Source organism: Prosthecobacter sp., from assembly GCF_044373815.1.
Taxonomy (GTDB): Bacteria; Verrucomicrobiota; Verrucomicrobiia; order Verrucomicrobiales; family Verrucomicrobiaceae; genus Prosthecobacter.
The window spans coordinates 1-5000 of sequence record NZ_JBIPNG010000482.1 but is presented as its reverse complement, the minus strand read 5'-3'; the positions used below and the strand labels follow the sequence as shown (position 1 = coordinate 5000).

The 5000-nt window shown below is 61.8% G+C and carries 2 protein-coding genes; both read left to right on the top strand.

The window, feature by feature from the left end:
• On the top strand, positions 1-2769 hold a 2769-nt coding region (locus tag ACIREA_RS26555; RefSeq protein ID WP_397385343.1), incomplete at its 5' end, for an alpha-2-macroglobulin family protein.
• 5 nt (positions 2770-2774) lie between these two features.
• On the top strand, positions 2775-5000 hold a 2226-nt coding region (gene pbpC, locus ACIREA_RS26550; protein WP_397385342.1), incomplete at its 3' end, for a penicillin-binding protein 1C.

Here is a 5000-nt window from a genome sequence, read left to right as displayed (position 1 = left end):
GCCAGTTACGCGCTGCCAACGAATGCAGCGGGTGAGTTCCGCCTCGAATTGCGCGACCCGGAAAACAATGTTGTCTGCGCCACAGCGTTCACCGTGGTGGGCAAAGGAGACCTTGACCGCAGCATGGAGCGTGACGCGGAGCTGGGTATCAAACTGGCGCGCGGCACCTGGAACAGCGGTGAAGCTTTGGAAGCAAGCCTGAGCGCAACGTACACCGGCGCGGGCCTCATCACCATCGAGCGCGAGCGTGTGCTCGGCTGGCAGTGGTTCAAGGCGGGCACGACATCCAGCGTGCAACACATCACGGTGCCGAATGACATCGAAGGCTCCGCCTATGTGAACGCCTCCTTTGTGCGGGCGCTTGATTCGAAGGAGATCTTCACCTCGCCGCTTAGCTATGCGGTGGAGCATTTCGTCGCGAATCCCGACAAGCGACGCATCGAGGTGAAGATCGATGCATCGGAAAAAGTGAAGCCGGGGGATGTCATGAAGATCGGCTACCAGGCTGCGAAGCCATGCCGCATTGTCATTTATGCCGTGGACGCGGGCATCCACCAGATCACGGATTACAAGCTGCCGGACCCGCTCGCCTACTTGAACCGCAAACGCGCGCTCGAAGTCGAGACGGAACAGCTCATGGACCTGATCCTTCCTGAGTTCTCCCTCATCGCGCAGAACAAGGCCTTCGGAGGCGATGCCGACAAGCCGCTGCGCATGAATTTGAATCCGTTCAAGCGCCGCAAGGAGCCGCCGGTGGTGTTCTGGTCGGGCTTGATCGCTGCAGGCCCCGAACGCCAGGAAGTCAGCTATACGGTGCCAGATTACTTCGCCGGCAAACTCAATATCATGGCCGTGGCCGTCGCTGAGGATGCGGTGGGCCGCGCTGAAACGAGCAGCATCGTGCGCGGCCCGCTAGTGCTGACGCCCAATGTGCCTTTCTTCGCGGCGCCGGGAGATGAATTCACCGCCTCGCTCACCGTGGCGAACAATCTCGAAGGGGCAGAAGCTAATGCGCCGATCAGCATCGTGGCGCAGGTCACGCCGCATCTCGAAGTGATCGCCTCACCGCAGGGTGCGGTCAATGTGGCTGCAGGCAAGGAAGACACGGTGCGATTCCGTATCCGAGTGAAACAGGAACTCGGCGGAGCTGAGATCACCTTCAAAGCCGAAGCCGCCGGTCAGGTGGTGCTGCGGCGTGCCACACTGAGCGTGCGGCCCGCCGCGCCATTCATCACAAGCGTGCAGAGCGGTTACTTCCGTGAGAAGACGCATGAGGTGAAGATCACGCGCGAGATGTTCCCGCAGTATCGCAAACTGAACGCGAACGTGTCCGCCCTGCCGCTGGGGCTTGCGCGTGGTTTGGAGTCCTACCTGCACGAGTATCCCTATGGCTGCTCCGAGCAGATCACCAGCCGTGCCGTCTCACGCCTGCTGCTGGCGAAGGAGGTGGACTTTGGTTTTGATGCAGCAGAGTCCGCACGGCAGTTGGATGACGCGTTTGCCCTGCTGCGCAGCCGCCAGAATTCCAGCGGTGGCTTTGGCTACTGGGATTCAGATGCCGATACAGGCGTGGACTACCTGTCGGTCTATGTGACACGCTTTCTCACGGAAGCGCGGGATGCAGGGCATGCGGTGCCCTCCGCATTGCTCGAAGGCGCGCGCAATCGCATGCGGCAGATGGCACGCAGCCGGGTGGACAGCCTTGATGATGCGGCCATCCAAGCGGCGGCGATTTATCTGCTCACGCGCCAAGGCGAGAACACCTCCACCTTTGTGCTGAACCTGCGGGACAACCTGCGCCAAAAACATCAAGAGGCATGGCGCGGCCATCTCACCGCCGCGTATCTCGCAGGCACGTATGCGCTGCTTCAGAAGCGCCCGGAAGCCGTGGTTCTGATGCAGGACTACTGGGCGGCGGTGCGCAAAGGCAAGGCACTGGGCGCATGGAACGGCTGGTACTATCTCGATCCGCAGGTGAGCCAGGCCGAGGGCTTCGCCGTGGCCTGCAAGCACTTCCCGGAGCTGGCGGGAAATTTTGGCTATGACGATCTCGCCATCGTCACCGAGCCGCTGGCACGCAATCGTTTCAATACCATCAGCGCCGCCTCCACGATCCTCGCGCTCAAGGCCTACTCGGATCTTGCAAAGCAATCCGGCGTGCGTGTCTCACTGACGGAACTGTCCCGCGCAGGTGGCACTCCCATCCCTCTGGTGCCGGAAACCACAGGACTGATCCAAAGCAGCTTCAGCGCGCAGGCGGGTGCGCTGCGCTTCGGACTCGAGCAAGGTGGCGGCCGCGATCTGGGTGCTTTTTATCAAGTGACGGAAGCGGGGTTCGACACTGGCCTGCCGACTCAGCGCATCGCCGATGGCCTGGAAGTGTTTCGCGAAATCATCGGAGCAGACGGCAAGGCGGTGGCCAAGCTCAAGGTCGGTGAAGGTGCGCTGGTGCGCCTGACCGTGCGCAACGTTTCTCCCAATGCGCAGAGCAACATCGCCGTGCTGGATCTGATGCCCGGAAGCTTTGAGCTGGAACCCAACGGCCTCAAACCCGGACGCGGCACGATGCCGGGCGCGGACTACGTGGATGTGCGCGAAGACCGCAACGTGTTCTTCTGCCGCCTTGGCAAGGGTGAAGTGAAGACCTTCACCTATCGCATCAAACCCATCGCCGCAGGCATTTACGTGATCCCGCCGGTGTTTGCCGAGAGCATGTACGATCGCGGCACCAAAGGACGCGACGGCGGTGGGAAGGTGAATGTGGAGTAACGGCCATGCGTGCGCTTCACCGTCTGCTGCGAATGCGTTTCCTGCGCTGGTCGGGCGCGGCGCTTCTGCTGCTAGCGATGGTCTGGCTGCTGCTGCCGGAACCGGATCTGTACCCGCCTGAGTTTCGTTTTTCACGCACGTTGGAAGATCGCAATGGCAGGCTGCTGCACCTCGCGCTGACGCCAGATGGCAAGTATCGCCGCTACACACCGCTGGCGGAGATCAGCCCTGCCTTGATTGAAGCGACGCTGACGCTGGAGGATAGGCATTTTTACGATCATCCGGGAGTGAATCCACTCTCGATGCTACGTGCGGCGTGGGGCGTGGTTTCAGGCTCGGCACGCGGCGGAGGCTCCACCATCACCATGCAGCTCGCGCGTCTGCGTTACGATCTGCACACACGCACCCCCTGGGGCAAGGCATGGCAGATGCTGCGTGCAGTGCAGATCGAAAAGCACCATTCGAAGGACGACATTCTGGAGGCTTATCTCAATCAGGCACCGTATGGCGGGAATGTGGAAGGCGTGGGCGCGGCGGGTTTGCTTTGGTGTGGTAAACCGGCGAAGGAGCTGACACTGCGCGAGGCCGTGGCGCTCTCCGTGCTTCCCCAAAGTCCAACGACTCGGCGGCCACGCACGACAGGTGACAACGCAAGCCTGGCTGCCGCTCAGCACCGGCTGTGGGATCGTTTGCGCGAAGAACGCGGCCAGCCTGCCGACCCTTTGGATGCGGCATTCACGCTGCGGCAGCTGATGCCGGTGCCACGCGAGGCCCCGCATCTGGCACGGCGGTTGTTTGCCGGAAAACCGGTGGAAGATCGCGCCAGCTCAGGGGTGCCGCTGCGCTGCACACTGGATGCCAACCGCCAGCAGGGTGTGGAGCAGGCGGTGAATGATTACGTGCAGCGCAAACGCGAGGTGGGCATCACCAATGCATGCGCGCTGCTGGTGCATGCGCCTTCACGCGAGGTGCTGGCCTACGTAGGTTCCAGCCGCTTTCTCGACAGCAAGATTCAAGGCCAGGTGGATGGGGTGCTGGCGCGGCGTTCGCCGGGATCAGCGCTGAAGCCCTTCATCTATGCACTGGCCATGCAGCAGGGGCTGATCCATCCCCACACGCTGCTGCGCGACGGGCGCATGTCCTTTGGCAGCTACAACCCGGAAAATTTCGACCGCAACTTTGCCGGCCCCATCTCAGCTGGAGATGCGCTTTATCACAGCCGCAACATTCCAGCCGTCGCTCTGGCACAACAGCTGGATTCGCCGGGCTTGTACGGCTTTCTCAAAGAGGCGGGCGTGGCGCTGCCACAGCCTGCGGAGTTTTACGGTCTGTCACTGCCGCTCGGCGGTGGTGAGGTTTCAATGGAGGAGCTGGCCGAACTCTATGCGCTGCTGGCGAGCGATGGTTCTGCACGACGGTTGAATTATTTCAAAGCGGATCAGCCCATGGAAGGCAAGCCGCTGCTCACTGATGAGGCGCGTTATCTCACACGCGAGATGCTGCGTACGCGTGAAGGCGAGCCCGTTATGGATGACCCTTTGGTGACATGGAAGACAGGCACCTCGCATGGATTCCGCGATGCCTGGGCTGCTGGCATGCGCGGCGACTATGTGCTCGTGGTCTGGATCGGCAATTTTAATGGCAAGGCCAACCCGGCCTTCATCGCCCGCGAGTGCGCGGCACCGCTACTGTTTGAAACGTTTCGTCACCTGCGCCTGCCGATGAAGCGAGAGAAGCCGCCTGCGGGAATCGCACAGGTGGAACTGTGCGCGGTGTCAGGCCAGCTCCCCACCCCGCACTGTCAGCATCGCGTACAGGGTGGATTCATTCCCGGCGTGTCACCCATCACGCCTTGCGACATCCATCGCGAAGTCTTGATCGATGCTGCCAGCGGCATGCGCGTCGCGCGTGATGATGGCAAGCGTGCGCTGAAACACGAGGTGTTCGAGTTCTGGCCACCGGACCTGCTGGAAATGTTCAAGCTGGCCGGTGTGCCGCGCAAAACACCGCCACCACTGGAAGCAAACGCAGAATCACTTGCTGCGGCCGATGCAGGTGCTGTGCCGAAGATTGTCTCACCACGTGCCGCCTTGGTGTACACCCTGCAAGCCTCCGATGCAGCACGGCAGAAGATCCCCTTGCGTGCCGACACTGCCCCAGGTGTGAACCGCGTCTTCTGGTTTGCCGGACCACGCTTCCTCGGGGCCAGCGATCCCGCCACACCCGTCATG